The sequence below is a fragment of the Nocardia higoensis NBRC 100133 genome, assembly GCF_000308595.1.
In the GTDB taxonomy this organism is placed as follows: domain Bacteria; phylum Actinomycetota; class Actinomycetes; order Mycobacteriales; family Mycobacteriaceae; genus Nocardia; species Nocardia higoensis.
Map to the genome: position 1 here is coordinate 1 of NZ_BAGA01000063.1, position 2,813 is coordinate 2,813.

At 56.1% G+C, this 2,813-nt stretch carries 1 rRNA gene; it reads left to right on the top strand.

What is annotated here, in order from left to right:
* Positions 1-2,765: ribosomal RNA gene (locus ON26_RS08505) — 23S ribosomal RNA — on the top strand; the annotation flags it as partial.
* Between the last annotated feature and the right edge of the window lie 48 nt (positions 2,766-2,813).

Genomic DNA, 2,813 nt, shown 5'->3' on the forward strand with positions numbered 1-2,813 from the left:
GTGTTAGCTGAATTGGTCTGGGACGGCCGACCGTAGACGGTGAGAGTCCGGTAAGCGAAAATGCATGCTCTGTTGTAGTGAGTACCCGAGTAGCAGCGGGCCCGTGAAATCTGCTGTGAATCTGCCGGGACCACCCGGTAAGCCTGAATACTCCCTGGTGACCGATAGCGGACTAGTACCGTGAGGGAAAGGTGAAAAGTACCCCGGGAGGGGAGTGAAATAGTACCTGAAACCGTGCGCTTACAATCCGTCAGAGCCTTCGAGCAGTTTACTGCTGGGGGTGATGGCGTGCCTTTTGAAGAATGAGCCTGCGAGTTAGTGGCATGTGGCGAGGTTAACCCGTGTGGGGTAGCCGTAGCGAAAGCGAGTCCGAATAGGGCGTTTTGAGTCGCATGTTCTAGACCCGAAGCGGAGTGATCTACCCATGGCCAGGGTGAAGCGACGGTAAGACGTCGTGGAGGCCCGAACCCACTTAGGTTGAAAACTGAGGGGATGAGCTGTGGGTAGGGGTGAAAGGCCAATCAAACTCCGTGATAGCTGGTTCTCCCCGAAATGCATTTAGGTGCAGCGTCACGTGTTTCACGCCGGAGGTAGAGCTACTGGATGGCCTAGGGGGCCCACAAGCTTACCGAAGTCAGCCAAACTCCGAATGCCGGTGTGTGAGAGCGTGGCAGTGAGACTGCGGGGGATAAGCTTCGTAGTCGAGAGGGAAACAGCCCAGATCGCCGGCTAAGGCCCCTAAGCGTGTACTAAGTGGAAAAGGATGTGGGGTCGCGAAGACAACCAGGAGGTTGGCTTAGAAGCAGCCACCCTTGAAAGAGTGCGTAATAGCTCACTGGTCAAGTGATCCTGCGCCGACAATGTAGCGGGGCTCAAGTACACCGCCGAAGCCGCGGCATTCACACAATACATCCGCCTTGCCTTACGGGGCTTGGTGCAGTGGTGTGGATGGGTAGGGGAGCGTCCTGTAGCCAGGGAAGCAGCAGTGTGAACTAGTTGTGGAGGCTATGGGAGTGAGAATGCAGGCATGAGTAGCGAAAGACGAGTGAGAAACTCGTCCGCCGAATGACCAAGGGTTCCTGGGCCAGGTTAATCCGCCCAGGGTGAGTCGGGACCTAAGGCGAGGCCGACAGGCGTAGTCGATGGACAACGGGTTGATATTCCCGTACCCGTGTATCCGCGCCCAATGGCGAATCATCTGTGCTAAGTGCCCAAAAGCGGATGGACCTCCTTCGGGAGGCCGGAAGTGGCTGCGCACGATCCTGGGTGTAGTAGTCAAGCGATGGGGTGACGCAGGAAGGTAGCTGGGCCAGTGAGTGGTAGTACTGGTGTAAGCCTGTAGGGCGTTGTGTAGGCAAATCCGCACAACATGTGCCTGAGAGGTGATGCGTAGCCGATTGAGGTGAATTCAGTGATCCTATGCTGCCGAGAAAAGCCTCTAGTGAGTTGGTACACGGCCCGTACCCCAAACCGACACAGGTGGTCAGGTAGAGAATACCGAGGCGATCGAGAGAACTGTGGTTAAGGAACTCGGCAAAATGCCCCCGTAACTTCGGGAGAAGGGGGACCAACGCTGGTGACGGAACTTGCTTCCTGAGCTGGTGGTGGTCGCAGAGACCAGAGAGAAGCGACTGTTTACTAAAAACACAGGTCCGTGCGAAGTCGTAAGACGATGTATACGGACTGACGCCTGCCCGGTGCCGGAAGGTTAAGAGGACCGGTTAGCGACCTTCGGGTTGCGAAGCTGAGAATTTAAGCCCCGGTAAACGGCGGTGGTAACTATAACCATCCTAAGGTAGCGAAATTCCTTGTCGGGTAAGTTCCGACCTGCACGAATGGCGTAACGACTTCTCTGCTGTCTCAACCACAGACTCGGCGAAATTGCATTACGAGTAAAGATGCTCGTTACGCGCGGCAGGACGAAAAGACCCCGGGACCTTCACTATAGCTTGGTATTGGTGTTCGGTACGGTTTGTGTAGGATAGGTGGGAGACTGTGAAGCGGGCACGCCAGTGTTCGTGGAGTCGTCGTTGAAATACCACTCTGGTCGTATTGGACTTCTAACCTCGGACCATGATCTGGTTCAGGGACAGTGCCTGGTGGGTAGTTTAACTGGGGCGGTTGCCTCCCAAAATGTAACGGAGGCGCCCAAAGGTTCCCTCAGCCTGGTTGGCAATCAGGTGTCGAGTGCAAGTGCACAAGGGAGCTTGACTGTGAGACTGACAGGTCGAGCAGGGACGAAAGTCGGGACTAGTGATCCGGCACCGGCATGTGGAAGCGGTGTCGCTCAACGGATAAAAGGTACCCCGGGGATAACAGGCTGATCTTCCCCAAGAGTCCATATCGACGGGATGGTTTGGCACCTCGATGTCGGCTCGTCGCATCCTGGGGCTGGAGTAGGTCCCAAGGGTTGGGCTGTTCGCCCATTAAAGCGGCACGCGAGCTGGGTTTAGAACGTCGTGAGACAGTTCGGTCTCTATCCGCCGCGCGCGTCAGAAACTTGAGGAAGGCTGTCCCTAGTACGAGAGGACCGGGACGGACGAACCTCTGGTGTGCCAGTTGTCCTGCCAAGGGCACTGCTGGTTAGCTACGTTCGGAAGGGATAACCGCTGAAAGCATCTAAGCGGGAAGCCTGTTCCAAGATGAGGTTTCTCACCCCCTCGAGGGGGTAAGGCCCCCCACAGACCATGGGGTTGATAGGCCAGAACTGGAAGCACGGTAACGTGTGGAGGTGACTGGTACTAATCGGCCGAGGACTTATTAACGAAGAAGCTACGCGTCCACTGTGCGGTATCTGAAACAACACACAACCC